Below are 23081 nucleotides of genomic sequence, written 5' to 3' on the forward strand. Positions count from 1 at the left end.
CCAGTGGCGGATATGTACTTTAGAGTCGTCCCAACCCGCTTTGACTCCCGGGTACCAGACCGCCGGTCAACCATCGATCACCGGACAAGGCCCGCCAGCCTCGGCCCAGCGCTTGAATTGAGTCACGAAAATGTCGTGCGGCACCGGCACCGGCGCCCTTCCCTCACCCGGATTCCAGCCCCACAACACCAGTTTGTCGTCGCTGACATGCTTGATCAGCGCCGCGAAATCCCGATCACCGTTGCTGCCGCGATCCTTGATCATCGCGCACAACTTGTCGGCCGGCAGCCCGATCCAGGCCATTTTGTGCGCCGCGGGCGGCAGGCTCCAGTGCGGCGCACCCGGCGGTGCGTTCGGGCCGTAACTGGCGGGCGGGTTGCTGTCGGCGTGGCAGGTAGCGCAGGGCAAACCCGCCGCGCCCTTGCCGTCCATGCCCCGGACCACGTTCATCGCATGGGGAATGCCGGCGTCGAACTGCAACGGCGAATCACCGGGGATATGGCAGTTCTGGCAACGCGGGCTCTGGAAGACTTTTTGCACCGTATCGAAAGCCTTCACGGCTTCCTTGTCGTCAGCAAACAGGTCCGAGGCATAGATCGCAAGGCCCACCAGCACCACCGCGCCAAGCACAAGATGTCGTTTCATTTCACACCCCCGACAGTTGCAAGGGCAATTCCCGCAACCGTTGCCCGGTCAGGGCGAACACGGCGTTGGCCACCGCCGGCGCCGTCGGCGGTACACCCGCCTCGCCGATGCCACCGGGTTTGTCGGTGCTGGGCACGATGTGCACTTCAACCACTGGCATTTCATTGAGCCGCAACACCTGATAGTCGTGATAATTGGACTGTTGCACCTCGCCGTTCTTGAAGGTCAGCTTGCTGTGCAAGGTAAATCCCAGGCCGAAGGTGATGGCCGATTCCATTTGCGCCGCGATGCTCAGCGGGTTGACCGCAATCCCGCAGTCCACCGCACACACCACCCGGTGCACGCGGATCGCCAGATTGTCCTGGGACACCTCGGCGACCTGTGCGACGTAGCTGCCGAAAGACTCATGCACCGCAACACCCAATGCATGACCGTCCGGCAGCGGCGCTGTCCAGTTGGCTTTCTCGACCGCCAGATTCAACACCCCCAGATGCCGCGGATGCGCCTTGAGCAAGGTTCGTCGGTACTCCACCGGATCCTTGCCAGCCGCCTCGGCCAGCTCGTCGATCAGCGACTCCATCACGAACCCGGTGTGGGTGTGCCCGACCGAACGCAGCCACAACACGGTGATGCCGGTTTTCGGCGAATGCAGGTCTACCTGATGATTGGCGAGCCCGGCAAGGTAAGGACTGTCGGCAACGCCTTCGACCGACGTCTTGTCGATGCCGTCCTTGACCATGGTCGCCTCCAGCATGGTCCCGGCCATGATCGACTGCCCGACCATCACGTGCTTCCACGCCATCGGCATGCCGCCGGCATCCAGCCCGATGCGCGCCTGGTGCAGGAATGCCGAGCGGTAGTAGCCGCCGCGAATGTCGTCTTCGCGCGACCACACGGTTTTCACCGGTCCGCCGGCTGCCTTCGCGACCTCCACGGCCTCCGCGACAAAGTCTGACGTCGGGTTGGCCCGACGGCCGAAACCGCCGCCCAGAAACTCGGTATGAATCTCGACCTGTTCCGGTTTGAGCCCGGTGATTTTGCCGGCGATCATCTGATCCAGCGTCTGAAACTGCGTGCCGGTCCAGATCTCGCACTTGTCCTGGGTGATTTTGACCGTGCAGTTGAGCGGCTCCATCGGCGCATGAGCCAGGTACGGCACGCTGTACTCGACGTCGATGGCTTTTGCCGCTTTGGATAACGCGCCCTCGGCATCCCCCGCCTTGCTCGCCGGAGCCCCCGGCGTGGCCGCCAGTTTGCGGAAGCTCTCCAGCAGGTTCTGACTGTCGAGCCCGGCGTTCGGCCCCAAGTCCCAATCGACCTTGAGTGCATCACGCCCCAGCTTCGCCGCCCAATAATGGTCGGCAATCACCGCGACGCCACTCGGCACTTGCACCACTTTATGCACGCCCGGTATCGCCAGCGCTTCGGCGCCCTCAAAGGATTTGACGTGGCCACCCAATACCGGCGGACGCGCGACCATGGCGGTCATCAGACCATCGAACTGCACGTCCATGCCGAATTTGGCACGGCCGGTGATTTTCTCGGGTGTGTCGAGACGCTTGGTGGGTTTGCCGATGACCTTCCAGTCCTTGGCCTCCTTGAAGGTTATCGACGCGGGGGCCGGCACCGGCAACTGGCCCGCGTCATCGGCCAGTTCGCCGTACGTGGCGCGCTGGTCGCCCGCAATGACCACGCCCGACTCGGTACGAATGCTCGACGGCGCGACATTGAAGCGCTTGGCCGCAGCCTCGACCAGCATCAACCGCGCCGCCGCGCCGGCCTGACGATAGCGGTCGAACTCCATCCAGGTCGAAGTTGAACCGCCGGTGATCTGCATCCCGCCAAACCCGGCCAGGCCATAATCGGCGGCCGATGCGGGAGAGTGCTCGACGCGGATTTTCGACCAGTCGGCGTCGAGTTCTTCGGCGATCAGCATGGTCAGGCCGGTCCAGATGCCCTGGCCCATTTCCGAGTGGCCGAGCAGCACGGTGACGCTGTTGTCGTTACCGATGCGTAAAAATGCATTGGGCGCGAAGACGTTGCCCTGATTCTCGGCGCCCATGGCAAAACGGTGCGCGCCAGGGATGACGAACGCGACCACCAGTCCACCGCCCAACAACGCGCTGCCCTTTAGGAAGCCCCGACGCGATAACGGATTGATGCTGTTCATGGCTAGTCCCTCAACCGATCTCGGCGGCGCGTTTGACCGCGGCACGAATCCTTGGGTAAGTGCCGCAACGGCAGATGTTGCCGGAGAGCGCCTGGTCGATATCGCTGTCGGTGGGTTTGGGGATCTTCGCCAGCAACGCCGCCGCCGACATGATCTGCCCGGACTGGCAATAACCGCACTGGACCACGTCGAGTTCGGCCCAGGCTTGTTGCACCGGGTGCGAACCATCAGTGGAAAGGCCTTCGATGGTGAGAATTTTTTGCCCGTGGGCCACGGCCGTGGCGGGCGTGATGCAGGAACGCAGTGGCGCGCCGTCGACGTGCACGGTACAGGCGCCGCACTGGGCCATGCCGCAACCGAACTTGGTGCCGGTCAGGTGCGCGACGTCACGCAGGACCCAGAGCAACGGCATGTCCGCGGGGACGTCCAGCTCCTGATCCTTGCCATTGATGTTCAAGGTCAGCATGGTGATTTCCTCAGACTCACGGTGACGCCATTATTGTGATCGGTCGGCGTGATCCTTTCATCTAAGCGCAAAATGCCGGGCGAGACCGGTTCATCGACCACCGGTCACACAAAAGCCGCCTGAAATCGGCGGCCCTTGTATCAACCCTGTGGCGAGGGAGCTTGCTCCCGCTCGGCGGCGAAGCCGTCGCAAAACCTGCATGTCGGGTAGGCCTGGAGGAACACTCGGGGTCGCTTCGCAACCCAGCGGGAGCAAGCTCCCTCGCCACAAAAAGCGCCTCAGCTACCAAAGTGCTGATCAGTAATCGGTAGACACCGACACCTCACGCCAAACCTGCAACTCATCGGCAACAAAGCTGTTTTTCGCTTCAATCGCTGCGACGCAGTCACTGCCCAGTGGCAAGCGCAACGGCGCATGTTGCGCTTCCACCAGGGTGATCATGACCTGGGCGAGTTTGTCCGGATCACCTGGCTGGTTCAGGGTCACGGCCTTGGCGATCTTGCGCACTTCGCCTGCGGTGCTGTCGTAGTCGACAATCGAGGACGGCGACTCGACCAGCGAATTGCCTTCGAGGAATTCGGTGCGGAAGTACCCGGGCTCGACAACGGTCACCTTGACGCCCAGCGGTGCCAGCTCAGCGTGCAAGGCCTCGCTCAAGCCTTCGACGGCAAACTTGGTCGAGCAGTAGACGCCAAAGCCCGGCCCCGATCTGTAACCACCCACCGACGACAGGTTGATCACGTGCCCGCTGCGAGCGGCGCGCATGTGTGGCAGGACGGCGCGGGTCACGTTCAGCAGACCGAAAACGTTGGTTTCGTACACACGCCGTACTTCATCAGCGCTGGCTTCTTCCACCGCGCCGAGCAAACCGAAACCGGCGTTGTTGACCAGCACGTCGATGCGCCCGAAGTGGTCAATGGCCGCCTGGGCGACCGCAACGCCTTGTGCTTCGTCGGTCACATCCAGGCTGGCGGCGAGCAAACCGGGTTGTTCGCCAAAGCGCTGCGTGATGCTGCTGGCGTCACGTGCGGTGGCAACCACGGCGTCACCGTTGGCCAGCGCGGCGGCAGCGATTTTTGCGCCGATGCCACGGGAAGCGCCAGTGATGAGCCAGATACGTTTGAAGGAGTGGGAAGTGGTCATGAGCGTGTTTCCTTGTGTGCAGTGGGGGTAGGCACAAGGTACGCAGGAAGATTGCCCGGAAAAATGCCCTTGTGTTACAAGCACTATGAAACGCTCTTTCATAATGGCACCCACAATGAACCACGATCCGTTCGATGGCTTGACCGAGTTTCTGGCGGTGGCCGAGCACAAGAGCTTCACCCTGGCCGCCACCCGCCTGGCGGTAACACCCACGGCTGTCAGCCATGCGATCAAATTGCTCGAGCGCCGCACCGGCGTGTTGCTGTTCCAACGCACCACGCGCCGTGTGGCGTTGACCGAGGCTGGCGCCAGTCTGTTTGCCCGCTTGCGCCCTGCGGCCAGCGAGATCGACGAAGCGCTGTCAGTGCTCAGCGGGTTTCGTGATCAGCCGATGGGCACGCTGCGCATCACGGCTCCACGGTTGTCCGGGGCATTGTTGATGGAACCGTTGATTCCGCTGTTTCGCGAGGCGTATCCGCAAGTGACCCTCGACATTTCCCTCGACGACGCCACGGTGGACCTCATGGCCGGCGGCTTCGATGCCGGGATTCGGCTGGGTGAGTCCATCGAAAAAGACATGATCGCGGTGCGCCTCACCCCCGATCTGCAATGGTCGGTGGTAGGCGCTCCGGACTATTTTGTCAAGGCGGGTACACCGGCGAGTCCTGAAGACCTGACCCGCCATCAATGCATCGGCTTTCGCTTCTCGACCTCGGGCAGTGCGCACCGCTGGGAGTTTCGCCGCGAGGGGCGCGACTTTACGGTGGGCGTCGAGGGTGGCGTGATCGTCAATGACCGACGGCTGCTGGTGGCGGCGGCTCGCAGCGGTTCGGGCCTGGCCTACGCCTGCGATCTGGAGATCGCCGACGAGTTGGCGAACGGTCGACTGGAACGGGTGCTGGAGCCGTTCGTGCCGCTCAGTTCGGCGCTATACCTGTACTTTCCCAGCCGCACCCAGACTCAGCCGAAGCTGCGCGCCTTTATCGATCTGGCAACACGCTGGATCGCCGAACAGGGAGGGCTTGAACGCTCGGCTTAGGCGGCCACCAGGTCGCGACCCAGCCCTGCCAGCAATGGCATTTGCAGCGCAATCAAGGAAAGCCAAGGTTGAAAACCGGTGCAGCGGCGAGCTGGCGCATCAAGCCACCACCCTGACCTGACGAGTGCCCAACCGATGCTGGGCCAACAGGCGCATGACGTAGCCGATCTTGATCAGGGTCGGACCGATGATGGTCATGGCATGCATCGAAACCAGTAGCGCAATCGGCAAATGCCCGGCGTAAAGATAGGCGCCGTAGATCCCCGCGAGCAGCAGCGCCAGGCCCGCGCCCAGGACTTTGCTCGACAGATGCAGGACGTTCCGAGGATTGCTGAAGTAAGCGAACATTTTTTCGTACTCCTGAATCAAACCAGTTGTACGTTTGTTGTTTCAGGTTTCGTGCCAGGTTTTTTATGTTTAAAAATCAATGATATAAGACCTTTGAAGTCAAATTGACCCAATCAGAAAATAGTCAATGTGACTCCAGTTGATGTCATAGTGACTGCATGCAGACTGCCCCACCACAAAAGCGAACCAATATCATTTGCGCGCAACCCGTCCTTTTGCTTTAATCGCGACCAATTCTTATTCGCACCGAAGGCGCCCGTCGCCCATGGACACGTGCTCACGATGATGGTCGCCGACTCTTCCAGCATTCAGAACCTCTACGTCACTCATCACCGCTGGTTGCATGAGTTGCTGCGCCGTCGCTTGAGCAACGCGTTCGATGCCGCCGACCTAGCCCATGACACCTTCATCCGGGTGCTCAAGCGCCCGCAAGTGTTCGACTGCGAAACCCGCGAACGTTCCTACCTGGCCACCATCGCCCGGGGCTTGTGCATCGATCACTGGCGCCGTCGGCAACTCGAACAGGCGTGGCTGGAGACGCTGGCCTCGCGCCCGCAAGCCGTTCAACCGTCGCCGGAGCAACGGGCGATCATCGTCGAAACCCTGTACGAAGTGGACGCCATGCTGATGCGCCTGCCCACGCGGGTGCGCGACGCGTTCATCCTCGCCCAGTTGCACGGCCTGCCCTACCGCGCCATCGCCGAAGAAATCGGCGTGTGCGAGCGCATGGTGAAAAAGTACCTGGCGCAAGCGCTGATGCATTGCGCGATGCTCGAAGCCGAGCTTGACGGCCTGTTGATCGAGTAAGCGCATGCCCTCTGCCGCCTCCAACTCCATCAGCCATGCCAGCCTCGAACAGGCGGCGCAATGGTATGTGCAACTCAACGACCAGCAGGTCGGCGAACACGAGCGTCAGCGCTGGCAAGCCTGGCTGGCGCAAAGTGGCGACCATCAGGCGGCCTGGCGGTATGTCGAGCGTGTCGGCCAGCGCTTCGCCGCGTTGCAGGACGATCAGCCGCAGGCTGCCGGCCTGGTGCTGCGCAACACCGCGCGCTCGCCGATCACGCGTCGGCAAACGGTCAAGAGCCTGCTCATCCTCGCCTCGGGCGGGCTGTTGGGCTGGAACGCCTGGCGCGACACTTCGCTGCCGGATGCCTTGGGACGCTGGACGGCCGACCTTTCAACCGGCACCGGCGAAACCCGCGAAAGCCTGCTCAGCGACGGCAGCCGGGTCTGGCTCAACGCCTTGAGCGCCTTGAATGTGCGTTTCGACACCACGCAACGCCTGCTGCTGTTGAGTGCCGGGGAAGTGTTGATCGACACCGCCAAGGACAGCCGCCGACCGTTTCTGGTGCAAACCGCCCAGGGCCGGATGCGCGCACTCGGCACGCGTTTCAGTGTGCGTCAGGAAGAGCAACAGACATTGCTCAACGTCTACGAAGGCGCGGTCGAAGTCCGAACCACTGAGGGCCAGGTGCACGTGGTTGAGGCCGGACGCCAATTGGCGTTCACGCAAAGCCACCTCCCGCCCTCCTCCGAGGCTGCGGCCGGGCGCGAAGCCTGGCGTCGCGGTGTGTTGCTGGCGGATAACCTGCCGCTGGGCCAGTTGATCGAAGAGTTGAGCCGCTACCGTCATGGGCATCTGGCCTGCGACCCTGCCATCGCCGGGTTGCCGGTCATGGGTTCGTTCCCGCTCAAGGACACCGATCAGGCCCTGCACCTGCTGGAAGCAGCCTTACCGATACGCGTGGAGAAAACCCTGGCGTGGTGGGTCAGCGTCGGTCCGAAGGTGTGAGCCAGAAACTTTTGGCGCCGCAGTTCCCTTTTGCGCTTCTCGTTCGGTTAACCCTGTGAAGCCTTTCAATTGCCGTTCGATTTGATTCCAGGGAACACCCCTTTGCGCGACGCCTTCATTCGCACTCGCTCAGCCTTGCGACCGTTGGCCCTGGCCCTTCCGGTCGCGTTGCTCAGCCTTGTTTCGACGCACACTCAGGCCGAAACATCCGCCGCCAGTGAACAGTCAGGCAGCCACAAGCGTTACTACACAATCGCTGCCGGTTCGCTGGTGAGCGTACTGAACAGCTTCGCTGAACAAGCGGGGATTTTCCTCGCCGGTCATAACGATCTGGCCAGTGACAAGCGCAGTCCAGGCCTTGTTGGCGAGTTCACCGAGCAGCAGGGTTTGCAGCAGTTGCTACAGGGCAGCGGCTTGCAGGCTCAGCCTCAGGGCGACCGCGGTTATGTGCTCAAAGCTGCCCCAGAGGGTTCGCTGGAACTGGACGCCACCAACATTTCCGGCCAGGCACTGGGCGCCATTACCGAAGACACCCATTCCTACACCACCGGATCGGCCTCTTCGGCCACCGGCCTGCCACTGTCCTTGCGGGAAACGCCGCAGTCGGTGACGGTCATTACCCGTCAGCAACTGGACGATCAGGGCTCCACCAGCATCGCCGATGCCTTGCGTCGCGTGCCCGGCATCAGCGTGCAGAACTACGACAGCGAACGCTGGGAGTTTTCCAGCCGTGGCCTGCCGATCACCAACTTCCAGTACGACGGCGTCAACACCGACTACGACGGCGTCTACGATTACGGCACCACCAGCACCGACATGGCGACCTTCGACCGCGTCGAAATCATCAAGGGTGCCACCGGCCTGATGACCGGCTCGGGCGATCCCTCGGCCACCGTCAACCTGATCCGCAAGCGTCCCACCCAAGCGTTCAAGGCCTCGATCACCGGCGCCGTCGGTTCCTGGGACAACATTCGCAGTACCGGTGATATTGCTGGCCCGCTGACCGAGAGCGGCAACGTGCGCGGGCGATTCGTCGGTGTGTATCAAGATCGCAGCGCCTACCTGGACAACTACCGCAACACCCGCGATATCACCTACGGCATCCTCGAGGCAGACCTGACGCCGAGCACCCTCGTGACCTTCGGCATCGACCAGCAGAACACCCGCTCCCGTGGCGCCAGTTGGACCGGTTTCCCGATGTACAACAGCGACGGTTCGCGCACGCGTTTTTCCCGTTCGTTCAACCCGGCCACCGACTGGAGCCGGCGCGACTTCACCAACCAGACAATCTTCGCCTCGGTGGAGCAGCAACTGGCCAACGACTGGACGCTCAAAGTCAGCTACGACCGCAAGCACCGCCAGCACGACACCTTCCTCGCCTCGGCCAGCGGCGGCCATCCGGACCCGGTCAGCGGCAACGGCATGTTCATGTACATGGGCCAGTTCAAGGGCGATCAGGTACAAGACAACCTCGACGTCAACTTCACCGGCCCGTTCCGCCTGTTCGGTCGCGAGCACGCGCTGATCGCCGGCTTCATGTCGATGAACACCCGCCAGGACATCCCGGTACACGGCTCGATCTACCCGCCCGTCGACGGCAGCATCTACGACTGGCATGGCGAGTTCCCGAAACCGGACATTGCCAAGGTGGGCGACAACGACATTGTCCAGCGCCAGACCGGCGCCTACCTCGCCACGCGACTCAAGCCCAGCGACGATCTGGCGGTCATCTTCGGCACCCGCGTAAGTCAGTTCAAGGCCAACGATGACCTGGACTACAGCGACCCGAACTCCCCGGGCCTGCACGACCGTTACCACCAGACCGGCGTGGTCACACCGTACGCCGGACTGGTCTACGACCTCGATGACACGTACTCGGTGTACACCAGCTACACCAGCATCTATCAGCCGCAGATGAGCAAGGATGCCCAGCGCAAAATACTCGACCCGGTGCAAGGCGACAGCTACGAAGCGGGGATCAAGGCCGAATACGTTGGCGGCCGCTTGAACGCCAGTTTTGCCGTGTTCCGTATCGAGCAGGACAACCTGGCCGAGTACGTCAGTGGCGTCGATAGCGAGTCGGTGTACCGTGCAGTGCAAGGGGCGACCACCAAAGGCTTTGAGGTCGAACTGGCGGGCGAAGTGATGGATGGCTGGAACCTGTCAGCCGGCTACAGCTACAACCACACCCGCGATGCCAGGGGCGATTACGTCTACGGTTCGATCCTGCAAACCACCGCGCCGCAGCAGGTCGTTCGGGTATTCAGCACGTATCGCCTGTCGGGCGCACTGGAAAAACTCACCGTCGGTGGCGGTGTGAACTGGCAGAGCGAATTCTTCGGCAATGTGTTCCAGCCCAACCCCGACGACACGGTCAACTTCGGCCAGTCATCGACGCTCACCCAGCACAGCTACGCCCTGGTGGACGTCATGGCGCGCTACCGCTTCAACGATCACTTGAGCACGACGCTGAATGTGAAGAACCTGTTCGACAAGACCTACTACACCGGGCTCGGCAACTTCGGCACCGGGTTCTATGGCGAACCGCGCAGCCTGCAACTGACCACCCGCTGGGATTTCTGACCGGGCCGCGAGGGTGCAGATGAAAAAACTCGACATCACGGCGCTGCAACGAGCCTTTGACGGCAAGAGCTAATACACTCAGACGCTGACCTGCCAAGGACACTGACGATGAAGCCCACCGCTGCCAAAGACGCTGACAAGGCCCCGCGCTTCTGGCGCGACGACGCCCTGCCCTTCATCGAAGCCCGCTCCATCGCCGACGGCCGTGAGGTCTGCTACACCCGGCATGCTCACGAGCACTTTTCCATCGGTGCGATTACCGCCGGGCGCAGCACCTATGTCCATGAACAATCGGAGTGTGAGGTCAGCGCCGGCACGGTAGTGCTGATGAATCCCGGCGATGTCCACGCCTGCAACCCGATCGACGACCAGCCGTGGTCGTATCTGATGTTGTATGTCGATACGCCTTGGCTGACCGACTTGCAGCATCAGCTGGGGTTCAGCAGCGACCTGGCGTTTCGGCGGTTTTCCACCACCCATACGGGTGACGCCAGCCTGTTTACCGGCCTGAAGGCGTTGTATGAGGTGTTGGTCGACACGGAGCAAGATGTACTGAGCAAACACAGCGCCGCGGTCGAGTTTTTTACCGACGTGCAGCAACAGCTCAACCCCGGCGATCAACCGCTGCGCGAACCCAATTTCAAACTGGAGCGGGCGGCGGATTACATCCGTGACCACTGCACGCAACTGCTCAAGCTCGAAGACATTTGCGAAGCCGCGCAACTGTCGCCGTCGTACCTGATCCGCGCCTTCAAACAGCATTACGGCATGACGCCCCACGCTTTTCTGGTCAACCGGCGCATTCAGTTCGCCCAGGACCGACTGCGCAGCGGCCATCTGATCGCCGACGTCGCGCTGGAAGCGGGGTTCGCCGATCAGGCGCATTTTCAGCGGGCGTTCAAACAGCATTTGGCGGCGACGCCGGGGCAGTATCGCGGCTGAGATCGGCACGCCCACTGATCTGTGACGAGCCCCCCTGTGGTAAGAGGGAACATCTGTGGCGAGGGGATTTATCCCCGTTGGGCTGCGAAGCGGCCCCGGCATCCTTTCTGGAAGACCTCGCATTCAGGTTTTGCGACGGCTTCGCCGCCGAACGGGGATAAATCCCCTCACCACAAAAAACCCATCACCACAAAAGTTCGTCAGCGGGCTACTAAGGCAATAACAAGTAGATCGCACTCATCGCCAGCAACGCCGCCATGCTCCGATTGAACAACCGCATCCCTGCCGGGTTATTCAAGTAACCGCGCAAAAAAGTCCCGGCGTACGCCCAGCAGCCGACCGACAGGTAGCAGATCACCAGATACACCGCCGCAAACTGCCAGACCAATCGTGCCTCGCCGTCGGCGACAAACGCCCCCATGCCCGCAACGCAGGCCAGCCACGCTTTCGGGTTGAGCCACTGCATCACCGCGCCGTACAGCATCGACGGCGCCCGCGCCGAATCCTTGGCATCGAGTTGACCGTTATCCGCCGCCAGCTTCCACGCCATGAACAACAGAAACGCCACCCCGGCCAGTTGCACCACCCGCGTCAGCGCCGGCCACAGCTGCAACACCTCATGCAACCCCAGCCCCATCAGCACCAGCAGCAACACAAAACCCAGCGTCGCCCCCGCCACGTGCCGCTGGCTGGCGCGAAAACCGAACTGCGCGCCGGAACTCAACGCCACAATGTTCACCGGCCCCGGCGTGATCGACGCCACCAGCGCAAACGCCGCCATCGAAATAATCAGACTCATTGCGTACCTTCTTCAATTCAGTTGAACCAGGCCTCAAGGTAAAGAGCAGCCCGGCGCCCGTATTGAAGAAAACTGCCCACCCGCGTCACGCATACGCGCCGACCACCCGCTTCACTTTGATCAACGCCTGTCGCAGCGAATCCATGTCCACCGACCCCAGCGCCAGCCGGATCGCATGCGGCACATGGACCGAGGTCGCAAACGGCTCGGCGGTGGAGACGGCGACTTGCTCGTGCATCAATTCCACCGCGATCTGGTCCGCTCTGGCGTCCTCCGCCAACGGTAGCCACAGAAAGTACGAAAATGGATGAGTCATGCAGCGCAGCCCTTTGAGCAGCTCGGCGGCCATGGCTTGCCGGGCCTGGGCGTCCGCGCGCTTTTGCGCTTCCAGTTGGCTCACGGTCCCATCGTCAATCCAGGCGCAGGCAATCGCGGTCATCACGCCGGGGGTGTTCCAGGTCGTGGCCCGGATTGCACGCTCCAGAGCAGGCACCTTCTCGACCGGCGCAGCGATGAAGCCGACGCGCAGCCCCGTGGCGACATTCTTGGAGAACCCGGAAACGTAGACGGTCCGTTCCGGCGCCAAGTCGGCTAACGGTGCCGGGGCGTCTTCGACCAGAAAGGCGTAGGCGGCGTCTTCGATGATCAACAGGTCATGCTGACGCGCAATCGACACGAACTGCGTGCGCCATTGCATATCCATCACCCAGCCCAGCGGATTGTGCAGCGTCGGCATGGTGTAGACAGCCCGCACCGAGCGGCGCCGGCAAAGCGCTTGCAACGCCTCCAGATCAGGCCCGGTTTCCGTGGCCGGAATGGGCACGATTTCCAGGTGCAGCGATTCGGCCAGCACCTTGAAACCGGTGTAGGTCAACGCATCCGCGGCGATCACATCACCGGGTTTGAGCAACGCCATCATCGTCACCGCCAATCCGTGTTGAGCACCGCTGACGATCAACACCTGTTCCGCCTGGACGCTCAATCCACGTGAGCCCAGATGGTTCGCAATCGATGCCCGCTCATGCAGGCGCCCGGCATGGGGCTGATAGCGCAGATGGGATTCGAGGTCGCCGGATAACGCGAGCTGGCGCAGGGCCGTGCGCAACAGATCGGCCTGACCGGGCAATGACGGGTAGTTGAAGTTGAGGTCGGCCATGCCCACGGCCACCACGTGCTGGCTGACGCCCTGACCGTGCGGGAGCGACGTCTCCCTGACGAACGTGCCTCGTCCCGTTTCGCCGCTGACCAGGCCCATCGCCTCAAGCTCCGCGTACACGCGGCTGGCCGTGACGAGCGCCAATCCATGCTCAGCGGCGAGATGCCGATGGGTGGGCAGGCGCGTACCGGGCGGCAAATGTCCTGAACGGATGTCCGCGGCAAAGGTGTCGACCAACGACTTGTAGCGCAAGCGAGGCATAGGGGGGATGTATCCATGACAATTTTTTGATTGTCTTAATAGTCGGCCATACGATGCGCTCAAGGCAACCCGCCGTCTTAACCCTCTGTCGAGTGTGACCTCAATGGAACGCGTATCGAATCTGAACACCCAGCCTCGGGAAAACTTCACCAGCGGCTGGCTCAACGGGCTGATCGGCGTGGTGATCTTCAGCGGCTCGCTGCCCGCCACGCGGGTCGCGGTGCTGGAGTTCGATCCGGTGTTCCTGACCGTTGCCCGGGCCACCATCGCCGGCGTGCTTGCGCTGTGCCTGCTGTGGCTGTTCAAGGAAAAACGTCCGGCGCGCAGCCAGTTGCTGCCGCTGGTCATCGTGGCCATGGGCGTGGTGGTCGGGTTTCCACTGCTGACGGCGCTGGCCCTGCAATACGTGACCTCGGCGCACTCGATCGTCTTCGTGGGGTTGTTGCCGCTCGCGACCGCCGTGTTTGGCGTGGTGCGCGGTGGCGAGCGGCCTCGCCCGGTGTTCTGGTTTTTCTCGGTGCTAGGCAGTGTGCTGGTGGTGGGATTTGCCGTGTCCCAAGGCCTGACCGCCTCGCCGGAAGGCGACCTTCTGATGCTGGCGGCGATCCTGGCCTGCGGCCTCGGTTATGCCGAAGGGGCAAAGCTGTCCCGGACACTCGGCGGCTGGCAGGTGATTTCCTGGGCGCTGGTGTTGTCACTGCCGGTGATGGCGTTGTTGACCTTGTGGCTCAAGCCCGTTTCGTTCTCGGGGATCAGTGCGCCGGCGTGGTTCAGCCTGGGTTATGTGTCGCTGTTCAGCATGTTGATCGGTTTTGTGTTCTGGTATCGCGGGCTGGCGCAGGGCGGGATTGCGGCCGTGGGGCAACTGCAACTGCTGCAGCCATTTTTTGGCTTGGCGCTGGCGGCGACGTTGCTGCACGAGCACGTCAGCATTGGCATGCTGGCGGTCACGGTGGCGGTGATTCTCTGTGTGGCAGGCGCGAAGAAGTTTGCGAAGTAACCGGTCTGTTTTCGTTCGATTCTGGCTGTTTAACCGACTTGTTTAAGTGCGATCAGATTTACTTCCTGAAAGCTACATGACCTTGCGCCGTTGCCTACGGGTACGCCAGAATCCGCCGGCTTGTGCACCTTGGACCTGGGATTTATCGTTTTCCGGTCGCTGAAAAGAACAGCGATCGGGTTTGGTAGCCCGGGTTATACAAGGTGTATTGCATCACCATTCGGGGCGTTTTTTGTCTCGACTTTATGGTGGTCATGCACAGGGCGCCTTCGGGCGCGCCGGTTTCCTTGTGCCCGGTCTACCAACCTGCGTATGGCCACCACCTTCGTTTGGTAGCGAAGGTGATGGCTCCTGGTTTGTTGCTGCACAAGGAGTTGTACCTATGTTCAAAGTAACGCCCAACCCGCCAGACACCGATCCGGTTTCCCCGTACGAACCCGATTCAAAAAAACTCAACGACGCCGCCGAACGAGCCCTCGACTTTCATTTCCCGTCGGCTGCCGACCTCAAAGGCACCCCGCGCACCATCACAAAGATGTTCACCGTCAACCCTGAACTCGATACCGAAACCCTGCTGGCCCATGCGTGTGAGTCGCTGGCCTCGGCCAACGTCATGACCATGGACCTGGCGGACCACATGGACGGGCCGAGTCGCAACACCCTGTTGGGCATTGCACAAGTCATCATGCTCGGCGAGCTGGCGGTCAACCGGGCGCTGGATCAACTCGACCCGATCGAATAGCCACGGCCTCCCATGAATGTACGGTGCCTGCGGGTCAAGCCGCACGGCACCTGTGGCAAAGCATCAAACACCCGACCAGCCACATCGACTCGATGTTGCGCAGGGTCTTTCGCTCAAGAAAAACGCCGACAATTAATTACTCAATGTAATAAGTGAAATTCAATTCAGGGGCTCTATCCCTTTCAGCTCTAGTAATAAGATGGCCCCATCAAACCATCCCTACTGGAGAATCGCGTGAAAAAAACCATCATTGCCGCCCTGTTAGCCACTGCCGCTAACTATGCCAACGCCGGCACGGTATTGGTTGTACTGTCGGATCAGGCTCAACTGGACCTGAAAGACGGCAAAGTCATGCAAACAGGTTTTTTCCTGAACGAATTGATGCAGCCGGTGCAGACCTTCATCGAGGCGGGTCAAACCGTCGTATTTGCCACCCCTAGCGGCAAGGCGCCCACCGCGGACCAGAAATCCAATGATGTGAGCTTCTGGGGCGGCGATGAAAAGGCCCGCCAGGAAAGTCTCGCGCTGCTGGCCACGCTGAAGCTGACCTCCAAGAGCGGCTCGCCGGCAATCAGCTTCGCGCAGGTTCAGAAAATCGGCTACGACAAGTTCGATGCCGTATTCGTGCCTGGCGGCCATATCCCGATGCAGGACCTGCTGAAAGACAAGCAACTGGGCCAACTGCTGACCAACTTCCATGAAAAAGGCAAGATCACCGGCTTCACCTGCCATGGCACCATCGCCATGTTGTCGGCGATCCCGGACGCGCACGGTTTTGTCTCCGCGCTGGAATCGGGCAAACATCCGGCAGCGCCAGCCAATTGGATTTACAAGGGCTACAAAGTCACCGCCTTCACCGACGCGGAAGAGGAACAGGCCAAAGGTTTCCTCGGCGGCGGCCATATGAAACTGTTCCCGCAGGATGGCCTGACGGCAGCCGGCGCTAACTTCTCCGAAGCCAAGCCATGGAGCGAGAACGTGATCGAAGACCGCGAAGTCATTTCCGGCCAGAACCCACAGTCGGCCAAGGCAGTCGCCGTGGCCATGCTGGCGAAACTGAAGTAATCCCAAGCGGCCGTTCCGGGCAAGCCGGGCCGTAGGTGCTGGGGGCCGATCTGCTTTGGCTCCAGCACCACCGTCTATCCCGACACGCTGCAAGCTTATGTGTCGGGAGACGACGCCCGCCAACTTCGCGAGCGGAATCGACCCGGTGTTGAATCAAGGTTGCTTGCGAAAGAACAAGGTGATCTGGCCCACTTCCACCCCGAACTTGGTCATGAACGAGCGATTGATCATCGTGTTCTTGTCCATAAGGTACATCCAGTCGTCTAACTGAACCTGATACACCTTGCCATCCACCGGTAGGCTCAGCACATATTTCCAGCGCAGTGTATTGCCTGCCACCTCACCAAGCGCCTCGCCCACCACGTCGCCAGCGGTTCCGCGCCATTGACTGGAGCCAACCGGGGTTAACGTCCACACTCGTTTTTGCTTGGTACCGTCGCTGTACGTAAATGATTCGTCGAGTATCAGCCTGTCACCTTCGGAGTGGCCAATGATCTCCACGTGGAAGCGCTTGGCGACTACGCCGGAACGCTTTTGAAACATACCCCAGGCTTCAACCCGGCCCTCGAAAAATTCCCGCAACTCAAGCGTGGGCGTCTCCTGGCTGTAGGTTTGCACATCCACCCGGCTGCAACTTGCAAGGCCAATGCAAAGCAGCAGTAACCCTATCTTCAACATGTGCATTTCCTCAACGGTCTCAGGGTTTAGCGGCACCCAGCAATTGGGCGCGCAGCTCCGGGTTGCGGGTTCGGGGGTCAAGCCATATCGCAAAAAAGGCTTTGGCGAACGCAACATCTCTCACGACATGCCGAAGGTTCTCACCGACGTAAAAACGTGCGCCCTCTCCAGGCATATAAACGCCGGTGATGCGGTCACCGGCACGCACATCGACAAACGCCTGAAACATCTCCGACTCCCAACGGGCCATCAGCTCTGAATTCTGAGTGTTGGGCGACAGGCGACGGATTTCCTTGATGCTGGCCTCAACCAGATCATCGCGACTAATAGCGCGACTGTAGGTCAGCTCCAGCGCAAAAGGCACATCCGCAGCCGGCGTTTCACCGGCAATGAGGCGTGAACTCCAGAACTGCGCGCTGTAAATGGAAAACCCGAATACGCGCATCTCCCCGTAACCCAGCCGACGAGCATTGGGAATAGCCTCGCGCCAATCAGCCAATAGCTCAGCGCTCTGGAGCATCAGAACAAAACAGATAGCGTGGCGGATTAAGCGAACCGTCTGACTAGCCATGCAAAGCCCTCGATATGACTCAATAGGCGCCTTTAAAAGTTATACCAAATACTGATTTTGTACAGCTAATGTCTCAAACTCGACTGTGCCGACAAAAAACGGACACCTCCGCCCCGGTCAAATGACTCGATTTCCACGCATTCGAACGCCATCTGCGCCGAAAAAATGAGGCGAGTGCCAGGCACACTTTGACGAAAAGATTTCACCAATGTGTGGTGCCAGGGGTTGGCTTCGGCACGCGTTAATGTGCCGGCAGCGTCGTCTGGTGATCTGGAGGTCAGCAATATGTGCTGAAGTTGCCATCGTCAGTTGGTTTTTCAGGCCTATTTTGCACGAAACATATACAGACTTATCCGGCTCGTACAATAAAAAGCAGTGACCACTCACGCTTTACTTTGACGGTGAATGTCCGCTCTGAGCTCAAGAAATAAACTTCCTACGGCGGCACGCCATAGACGCTCGGCGGTGATTTGTTGACCTCTGCAATGGGCCGTTTTTGGCCATTGGCAATCGGCTGAAATCGACCCGATAGCAGCCTGTCACTCGGACCGGAACAAATTTCGGGTCAAGTTTCAGCGCGCGCGCCGAGCCACTCGCTACGTGTGATCTCCCAGACTTCGACCTGCATGGGCCCCGAGACAAAATGCCCGTTCCGCGTCCCGATCATCCGCATGCCTTCATGTTGGGATACCTTGCGCGAAGCGTGGTTGGCGACAGCCTTGGGCACCTGCATGACCGGACGTAATAATGTCGCGAACCAGTACGCGTTGACGACCTCGCAAGCTTCGCGCATATAGCCGTTGCCTTGCCACAGAGGCGCGAGCCAGAACCCCCTATGGTTACCTGGCTGGTCATACAGGCTGATGCTCCCGATGCTGCGCTCAGGTTGCGCGCGCGTGCGAATCATCCAGTGCCACTCTTGCCCTCTAGCCATGGCGGGAAGAGCGACAACGCGAACGTAAACCAGCGCACCATCCTGCGGGTACGGCCATGGCACACGGCTGTCAAGGTAGCGGACCACTTCCCATTGGGGAAACAGCTGTTGTATCGCGGCTGCATCAGTCATTTGCAGTGGCGTGAGGATAAGACGGCTGGTGTATAGCTTTGGGGGGCAATCCATAGCATAAGTCCTTGGTAAGAGTCGTTGCAGGTTTTGCCAATACTTTCCTAAAGCAATCGCGCCTTTGTCGAGTGTCTACACTTGGCCGAATTCTGCCCGTCGCGAGAGGCAGAAAACGACCCAAAGCGGCCCTATACTTACTCCTAACCGAAATGCGAATCCAAGCGTCCATGGCTGTGGTAGTTCATAAAATCCCGCATAGCCGCTGAAAGCTTTTCTTCAGATGCTATCTGCCAAAACCTCTTTTCCCCAAGGGTCGGCTCCATCCGCTGGATGAGACTCTCAGCTGCATTGTGTTGGCCTAAACGAAGCCAGTGCCTGAGTAGGTGTTCGTTTTCTTGCCAGGACAACTGCGCCGCTTGGACCAGTACAAGGGTGTACTTGTAGTTCATGGGCCATAAACGTTTTAAAAAATCGACCCTCTCAGCCCGTGGGAGGCTGACCAGCCAGTTTCTCACCTGCTTATCCATAGGATGGGTGCCGGTGCGCGATGCTAGCTGCTCGAGTGTGAATGGATAGTTGTCCATACGGCGCCGGGGTCCAGATTTAAGATAGACAGATTGTGTTCAAGCTTTACGAGTACGTACAGGTCTTTCATGTTCAGGCTGCTTCTGGCCGATCTCTGCCTTCCACGACCGGCTGAAACCGACCCTAGGTATTCATTCGGTTAATGGGCTGTTGAACAAGATGCGCCAACGTTGATCCAGCCCTCGACGAAGCTGTTAGCGCTACAGCCATTGGTAGGAAGCCCCGTTGACAAGCTGCCGTCGGGCCTTGTTCGAAAGCCATGGAAATCCAGACGCAAGACGAGCATCTGCAAGTGAGCAGCCATCGGCAAAGTCCTTGCTCGCAAGCCAGCCTCCTCTCTCTATTGCTGTACCCCAAGCGCGTCGCAGTTTTTCGAGGTCATTTGCGTCGAGTGATGGTGCAGATGATACAGACTCATAAAACTCCCAAGGCTGCTCCCAGCGATCAAACGCCTCTATTGCTGAAACCAGCTTGCGATACGAGTCCATAGCGGCACCTAAAGGTTAGCGAAGTGGGCATACGTGGGCGCCCGATTGAATGATCCGCTGCCGACCATTTCTCGCCAGCCTTGTCGCACAAATTACTGTTTCGCCATTAGCCTGTCCACGGGCCGCTTTTGGCCGATTGCTGCCCTTCGTAACAAGTCGTCATCGACCGAACATAAGGAGGAAGGAACCTATCAGACCCACCCTCCCACAACTCAGCAGCCACCTGCGAGCATCGTTACGTCCAGCAGTCGGTCTGATCAATGCCAGCCGCTCAACCGAAGTCGCCATTCAACCCCAAGCAATCTTGTCATTTGCCAAGGCTTAGGGCAGGGTCGATACCACTGAGATCTCTGCCAAGGAGTCACCCCATGTCAAAGCTCTATCCCAGTATCGATCCCGAAGGGCTGATCGAGTACTCGGTGGTCTACACCGACCGCTCGCTCAACCACATGTCGCAGTCATTTCAAGGCGTGATGAAGAACATTTCCAAGACCCTGAAACAGGTCTACAACGCCCAGGCGGTTGCGGTGGTCCCGGGCAGCGGCACATTCGGCATGGAAGCGGTGGCGCGACAGTTTGCCACCGACCAGCAATGCCTGGTGATACGCAACGGCTGGTTCAGTTATCGCTGGAGCCAGATCCTTGAGATGGGCCACATCCCGGCGGCCACCACGGTGCTGAAAGCCCGACCGGTCGACACGGGTCGCCAGGCGGCCTACGCCCCACCCCCTCTGGACGAAGTGCTGGCAGCCATTCAGGCGCAGAAGCCGCAGATTGTCTTCGCCCCCCACGTTGAAACCTCATCAGGGATTATCCTGCCCGACGAGTACCTGCGGGCCGTCGGCGACGCCGTGCATGCGGTGGGTGGCCTGTTCGTGCTGGACTGCATCGCCTCAGGCACGCTTTGGGTTGATATGCACAAGTGCGCAGTCGACCTGCTGATCAGCGCACCGCAGAAAGGCTGGAGCGCCTCCCCTTGCTGCGCCCTGGTGATGTTCAGTTCCCTGGCCCTCGAGCGCATCGAACAGACGCAGAGCAGCAGCTTCGCCTGCGACCTGAAAAAGTGGCTGCAGATCATGCAGGCCTACGAACAGGGCGGACATGCCTACCATGCGACCATGCCCAGCGATGCCCTGGCGCGATTTAACGAAGTGATGAAAGAGACGCAAGCCTACGGTTTCGACAAGGTCCGCGGTGAACAACAGGCTCTGGGTGATCGGGTGCGCGCAATGTTGACCGGCAAAGGCATCAAGAGCGTGGCGGCAGCCGGCTTTCAGGCCCCTGGCGTAGTGGTGAGCTACACCGATGATGCCGACATCAAGAGCGGTAAGAAATTTGCCAATCACGGCCTGCAGATCGCCGCCGGAGTGCCGTTGCAATGCGATGAGCCGGCCGACTTCCAGACCTTCCGCATCGGTCTTTTCGGACTCGAAAAGCTGCACAATATCGAGCGCACGGTCAGTACCCTCGAGCAGGCGCTGGACGAGGTGATGGCTAACTAAGCCCTCATTTTGCCCGCAGCACATGCCGAACGTGTGAATGCCAGGAAGGTATCCTGCCTGGGAGCGAGCTTGCTCGCGATGAATTCAGGAGCGCCGCGTGTAGCCAGAAAACACGCATTATCCTTAAGACCATCGCGAGCAAGCTCGCTCCTGCAGGGGGGTTAACCTGTGATGACAAGCATCAAAAATTTCCTGTCGATTTTCCGGTGGAGGCCTGAGGCCTCGCGCCCTATGCTCACCCCATGAACCTACAAAACGCGATGCTTCCGCCCCACGCCGAGATGGTTCGCGCCATGCTCGAACGAGACACCACCTACGAGGGGGTGTTTTTTACTGCGGTCAAAACCACCGGCATCTTCTGCCGCCCCAGCTGCACGGCGCGCAAACCGAAACCGGAGAACGTCGAGTTCTTCGCCCATGCCGATGACTGCCTGTCCGCCGGCTATCGCGCCTGCCTGCGTTGCAAACCGCTGGACGCGGCCGCCATTGCTCCGGACTGGGTGCAGAAGCTGCTCCAGTCGGTGGACGCCGATCCCGAGCTGCGCTGGAGCGATGCCCAGTTGCAGGCCGAGGGCATCGAGCCGCTGAAGCTGCGGCGCTGGTTCAAACAACATTTCGGCATGACCTTTCACGCCTGGCTGCGCACCCGACGCCTGGGCATGGCGCTGGGCGGGATCAGGCAGGGCGATTCCATCGACAGCGCGGCGTTCGATTCCGGTTACGAATCCCTGAGCGGCTTTCGCGACGCCTTTCAAAAATCCTTCCACATCACCCCCGGTCGTGCGGCCAATAGCGAGCCTTTGCTGTTCACGCGCCTGACCACGCCGCTGGGGCCGATGATCGCCATGGCCGAACGGCGCGGGCTGGTGTTGCTGGAGTTTCTTGACCGACCGGCGCTGACCCGGGAAGTCGAAGCCCTGCAGAACCGTCATGGTTATGCCGTGGCGCCGGGACACAACGCACACTTGCAGCAGATCGAAACAGAGCTGGCCCAGTATTTCGCCGGCAAACTGACCGAATTCAAGGTGCCGCTGCACTTGCCTGGCTCCGAGTTCTCCCGGCAGGTCTGGGCCGAACTGGCGAAAATCCCCTACGGCCAGACCAGCACCTACGGCACCATCGCTGCGCTGTTGGGCAAGCCCGGTGCCAGCCGCGCCGTGGGTTTGGCCAACGGGCACAACCGGATTTCGATTGTCTTGCCCTGCCACCGGGTGATCGGGGCGGACGGCTCATTGACGGGCTATGGTGGAGGACAACCGCGCAAGGCGTTTCTGCTCAGGCTGGAAAACGCGGCGGTGCAGGTCACACGACAACTTGCGTTCTGACGCTTCGGTGTTTTTCATGAAGAAGGACATTCGATGAACACGCTCGAACAGCCATTCCGCAGTGCTTAAACCTGGGGTGAACGCTTGACCGATCCTTACTTGCCAGCGACGGCGTTTCTCAGGGCCATTGATGATGACTGGGCGCGTCACATCGCGGCCATCGGACCCTGTCTGCACCAGCCGCATGCGGCGCGCGATCCGTATGAGTCGCTGGTGCGGGCGATTGCCTATCAACAACTGCACGCCAAAGCCGGGGATGCGATTGTCGGTCGGTTGCTGGCGCTGTTTCCTTCGACGGCGTTTCCGCGCCCTGATCAGATTCTGGCGACCGGGTTTGATCAGCTGCGCGGGTGCGGCTTTTCCGCGAGCAAGATTGCGACGATTCAGGGCATCGCTCAAGCGGCGCTGGACGGTGTGGTACCCGATTATGCAACGGCGTTGGCGATGGATGATGAGGCGTTGATCGAGCGGTTGATCACGTTGCGCGGGGTTGGCCGCTGGACGGTTGAGATGCTGCTGATCTACAGCCTGGAGCGGCCGGATATTTTGCCGGCCGATGACTTCGGGGTGCGTGAGGGGTATCGGCGGTTGAAGGGGCTGGAAGTGCAGCCGACGCGTAAACAGATGGTGGAGATCGGGTTGGGGTGGAGCCCTTATCGGACGGTGGCGGCGTGGTATTTGTGGCGGGTGACCAACAAGTAGACCGCGTTATCGT

General features: G+C 60.5%; 22 protein-coding genes. 11 read left to right on the top strand and 11 right to left on the bottom strand.

What is annotated here, in order from left to right; genetic code table 11:
- Positions 1–66 precede the first annotated feature (66 nt).
- From ACM6I5_RS29595 to ACM6I5_RS29610, 4 genes are all read right to left on the bottom strand, one after another.
- The gene (locus ACM6I5_RS29595) at positions 67–645 is read right to left on the bottom strand and encodes a hypothetical protein (protein ID WP_414885214.1); all 579 of its coding nucleotides are present in this window, start codon (positions 643–645) and stop codon (positions 67–69) included.
- Position 646: 1 nt separating this feature from the next.
- Positions 647–2815: a molybdopterin cofactor-binding domain-containing protein gene (locus ACM6I5_RS29600; protein WP_414885215.1), complete on the bottom strand. Its 2169-nt coding sequence runs from the start codon at positions 2813–2815 to the stop codon at positions 647–649.
- Between the two features lie 10 nt (positions 2816–2825).
- On the bottom strand, positions 2826–3281 hold the full coding sequence (locus tag ACM6I5_RS29605) for a (2Fe-2S)-binding protein (protein WP_010459764.1): 456 nt from the start codon (positions 3279–3281) through the stop codon (positions 2826–2828).
- Between the two features lie 297 nt (positions 3282–3578).
- Entirely contained in the window at positions 3579–4424 is an 846-nt protein-coding gene (locus tag ACM6I5_RS29610) for an oxidoreductase (RefSeq protein ID WP_414885216.1), read from the bottom strand.
- Between the two features lie 115 nt (positions 4425–4539).
- On the opposite strand from ACM6I5_RS29610, the gene ACM6I5_RS29615 reads away from it, so the two are divergent.
- Complete coding sequence (locus ACM6I5_RS29615; protein WP_414885217.1) at positions 4540–5463, top strand: LysR family transcriptional regulator; 924 nt, start codon at positions 4540–4542, stop codon at positions 5461–5463.
- A 99-nt stretch (positions 5464–5562) separates the two neighbouring features.
- Here the strand turns inward: ACM6I5_RS29615 and ACM6I5_RS29620 are convergent, their stop codons facing one another.
- Positions 5563–5811, bottom strand: a complete 249-nt coding sequence (locus tag ACM6I5_RS29620; protein WP_017338250.1) for a hypothetical protein — start codon at positions 5809–5811, stop codon at positions 5563–5565.
- Positions 5812–6093: 282 nt separating this feature from the next.
- Between ACM6I5_RS29620 and ACM6I5_RS29625 the strand changes: the two genes are divergently transcribed.
- From ACM6I5_RS29625 to ACM6I5_RS29640, 4 genes are all read left to right on the top strand, one after another.
- Positions 6094–6618, top strand: a complete 525-nt coding sequence (locus ACM6I5_RS29625) for a sigma-70 family RNA polymerase sigma factor (protein WP_017338249.1) — start codon at positions 6094–6096, stop codon at positions 6616–6618.
- Positions 6619–6622: 4 nt separating this feature from the next.
- The gene (locus ACM6I5_RS29630) at positions 6623–7606 is read left to right on the top strand and encodes a FecR domain-containing protein (RefSeq protein ID WP_414885218.1); all 984 of its coding nucleotides are present in this window, start codon (positions 6623–6625) and stop codon (positions 7604–7606) included.
- Between the two features lie 102 nt (positions 7607–7708).
- Complete coding sequence (locus ACM6I5_RS29635; protein WP_414885219.1) at positions 7709–10189, top strand: TonB-dependent siderophore receptor; 2481 nt, start codon at positions 7709–7711, stop codon at positions 10187–10189.
- A gap of 108 nt (positions 10190–10297) precedes the next feature.
- Positions 10298–11131, top strand: coding sequence for an AraC family transcriptional regulator (locus ACM6I5_RS29640; protein WP_414885220.1), 834 nt, complete (start codon positions 10298–10300; stop codon positions 11129–11131).
- A gap of 211 nt (positions 11132–11342) precedes the next feature.
- Here ACM6I5_RS29640 and ACM6I5_RS29645 read toward each other — a convergent pair whose 3' ends face one another.
- Together ACM6I5_RS29645 and ACM6I5_RS29650 are read right to left on the bottom strand one after the other, a co-directional pair.
- Positions 11343–11930, bottom strand: a complete 588-nt coding sequence (locus tag ACM6I5_RS29645) for a LysE family translocator (RefSeq protein ID WP_414878276.1) — start codon at positions 11928–11930, stop codon at positions 11343–11345.
- Between the two features lie 85 nt (positions 11931–12015).
- A complete protein-coding gene (locus ACM6I5_RS29650; RefSeq protein WP_414885221.1) occupies positions 12016–13347 on the bottom strand; it encodes a PLP-dependent aminotransferase family protein in 1332 nt (443 codons plus the stop codon).
- Between the two features lie 103 nt (positions 13348–13450).
- Between ACM6I5_RS29650 and ACM6I5_RS29655 the strand changes: the two genes are divergently transcribed.
- From ACM6I5_RS29655 to ACM6I5_RS29665, 3 genes are all read left to right on the top strand, one after another.
- On the top strand, positions 13451–14347 hold the full coding sequence (locus tag ACM6I5_RS29655; protein ID WP_017338243.1) for a DMT family transporter: 897 nt from the start codon (positions 13451–13453) through the stop codon (positions 14345–14347).
- 382 nt (positions 14348–14729) lie between these two features.
- Positions 14730–15089, top strand: a complete 360-nt coding sequence (locus ACM6I5_RS29660; protein ID WP_017338242.1) for a DUF6124 family protein — start codon at positions 14730–14732, stop codon at positions 15087–15089.
- Positions 15090–15323: 234 nt separating this feature from the next.
- On the top strand, positions 15324–16154 hold the full coding sequence (locus tag ACM6I5_RS29665; protein WP_414885222.1) for a type 1 glutamine amidotransferase domain-containing protein: 831 nt from the start codon (positions 15324–15326) through the stop codon (positions 16152–16154).
- Between the two features lie 153 nt (positions 16155–16307).
- On the opposite strand, the gene ACM6I5_RS29670 is transcribed toward ACM6I5_RS29665, so the two are convergent.
- The 4 genes from ACM6I5_RS29670 to ACM6I5_RS29685 form a co-directional block, all read right to left on the bottom strand.
- Positions 16308–16832: a DUF3833 domain-containing protein gene (locus ACM6I5_RS29670; RefSeq protein ID WP_017338240.1), complete on the bottom strand. Its 525-nt coding sequence runs from the start codon at positions 16830–16832 to the stop codon at positions 16308–16310.
- A gap of 19 nt (positions 16833–16851) precedes the next feature.
- A complete protein-coding gene (locus ACM6I5_RS29675; RefSeq protein WP_017338239.1) occupies positions 16852–17403 on the bottom strand; it encodes a chalcone isomerase family protein in 552 nt (183 codons plus the stop codon).
- Between the two features lie 565 nt (positions 17404–17968).
- Entirely contained in the window at positions 17969–18523 is a 555-nt protein-coding gene (locus ACM6I5_RS29680) for a GNAT family N-acetyltransferase (protein WP_414885223.1), read from the bottom strand.
- 143 nt (positions 18524–18666) lie between these two features.
- On the bottom strand, positions 18667–19050 hold the full coding sequence (locus ACM6I5_RS29685; protein WP_414885224.1) for a hypothetical protein: 384 nt from the start codon (positions 19048–19050) through the stop codon (positions 18667–18669).
- 857 nt (positions 19051–19907) lie between these two features.
- On the opposite strand from ACM6I5_RS29685, the gene ACM6I5_RS29690 reads away from it, so the two are divergent.
- From ACM6I5_RS29690 to ACM6I5_RS29700, 3 genes are all read left to right on the top strand, one after another.
- Positions 19908–21041 (top strand): aminotransferase class V-fold PLP-dependent enzyme, encoded by a 1134-nt coding sequence (locus tag ACM6I5_RS29690; RefSeq protein WP_414885225.1) that lies wholly within the window; start codon positions 19908–19910, stop codon positions 21039–21041.
- Positions 21042–21283: 242 nt separating this feature from the next.
- Positions 21284–22366 carry a bifunctional transcriptional activator/DNA repair enzyme AdaA gene (locus tag ACM6I5_RS29695; RefSeq protein WP_414879656.1) on the top strand — a complete coding sequence of 361 codons (1083 nt, stop codon included), beginning with the start codon at positions 21284–21286 and terminating at the stop codon, positions 22364–22366.
- A gap of 84 nt (positions 22367–22450) precedes the next feature.
- A complete protein-coding gene (locus ACM6I5_RS29700; protein WP_017338235.1) occupies positions 22451–23068 on the top strand; it encodes a DNA-3-methyladenine glycosylase family protein in 618 nt (205 codons plus the stop codon).
- Positions 23069–23081 lie beyond the last annotated feature (13 nt).

This window comes from Pseudomonas sp. IT-P171, assembly GCF_949767765.1.
GTDB classification, from domain to species: Bacteria; Pseudomonadota; Gammaproteobacteria; order Pseudomonadales; family Pseudomonadaceae; genus Aquipseudomonas; species Aquipseudomonas fluorescens_B.